Raw genomic sequence first — 1528 nt, forward strand, 5'->3', positions numbered from 1 at the left:
GGCATGCTTTTTCTCGACTCTTGCGGCTTTTCGTGCCAATCCCGCGCCATGACGCTCGACATCAAGATCTGCGGATTGAAGACCGACGCCGCGATGGCCGCCGCGCTCGCCGGCGGGGCCAGCCATGTCGGCTTCATCTTCTTTGCCAAAAGCCCGCGCTTCGTCCATTCGGCCGAGGCCGGCCGTCTGCGCCAGGCGGCCATCGGAAAGGCCAAGGCGGTTGCCGTCACCGTCGATGCGGATGATGACTTTCTCGACGATATTGTCGCGAGGATGCAGCCGGATATGCTGCAACTGCATGGCTCCGAAACGTCCCAGCGTGTGGCGGAACTCAAGGCTCGCCATGGCCTGCCGGTGATGAAAGTGCTGTCGGTCAGCGAAGCCGCGGATCTCGAGCGAATAAAGCCGTATGTCGGCGTTGCCGACCGCGTCATGTTCGACGCCAAGCCGCCCCAGGGATCGCAATTGCCGGGCGGCAACGGCGTCGCCTTCGACTGGCGCATCCTTGCTGGCCTTGACGCCGGCCTCGATTACATGCTTTCCGGAGGGCTCAACGCCGCCAATGTCGGCGATGCCCTCAGACTGGCCAATCCGCCCGGGATAGACATCTCCTCCGGCGTGGAGAGCGCTCCGGGCGTCAAGGATCCGGCGCTGATCGAGCAGTTTTTCCGGGCCGTCAGGGCCGCGCGCGACGACCGCGCCGCCTGAGGAAGTTTTCAAACCCGAGCATGTCCCGGAAAAGTGGGAACCGGTTTTCCGATAAGGACGTGCTCAGAAGCAAAGACTCAGGAGATCGGCGATGAACAGGCCGGCTATGCCCAATTCCTTCCGCACCGGGCCCGACGAGCAGGGCATGTTCGGCATTTTCGGCGGCCGCTTCGTCGCCGAGACGCTGATGCCGCTGATCCTCGATCTCGAAGAGCAGTGGAACAAGGCCAAGAATGATCCGGAGTTCAAGGCGGAGCTGGAGAACCTTTCGACCCATTATGCCGGTAGACCGTCCAAGCTCTATTTCGCCGAAGGCCTGACAAGGCATCTTCGGGAGGTTTCCTCGGCGAAGGGCCTCGGGGGCGGCGCCAAGGTCTATTTCAAGCGCGAGGACCTGAACCACACCGGCTCGCACAAGATCAACAATTGCCTCGGCCAGATCCTGCTCGCCAAGCGCATGGGCAAGAAGCGCATCATCGCCGAGACCGGTGCCGGCCAGCATGGCGTCGCTTCCGCCACGGTCGCTGCGCGCTTCGGCTATCCTTGCGTGGTTTACATGGGTGCCACCGACGTCGCCCGCCAGAGCCCGAACGTCTTTCGCATGAAGCTGCTCGGCGCCGAGGTGCGCCCGGTCACCGCCGGCCACGGCACGCTGAAGGACGCCATGAACGAAGCTCTGCGTGACTGGGTCACCAATGTCGAGGACACCTATTACCTGATCGGCACCGCCGCCGGCCCGCATCCCTATCCGGAGCTGGTGCGCGACTTCCAGTCGGTGATCGGCACGGAAGCGCGCGCCCAGATGCTGGAGCAGGAAGGC

At 63.5% G+C, this 1528-nt stretch carries 2 protein-coding genes; both read left to right on the forward strand.

The annotated features are described in order from the left end of the window. Positions 1–48: 48 nt before the first annotated feature. Positions 49–708 carry a phosphoribosylanthranilate isomerase gene (locus EOA60_RS32385; protein WP_095825502.1) on the forward strand — a complete coding sequence of 220 codons (660 nt, stop codon included), beginning with the start codon at positions 49–51 and terminating at the stop codon, positions 706–708. A 91-nt stretch (positions 709–799) separates the two neighbouring features. Continuing rightward, the coding region (locus tag EOA60_RS32390) for a pyridoxal-phosphate dependent enzyme (RefSeq protein ID WP_128312584.1) at positions 800–1528 on the forward strand (729 nt) is incomplete at its 3' end.

It is taken from the genome of Mesorhizobium sp. M1A.F.Ca.IN.020.06.1.1, from assembly GCF_004023265.1.
Classification (GTDB): Bacteria; Pseudomonadota; Alphaproteobacteria; order Rhizobiales; family Rhizobiaceae; genus Mesorhizobium.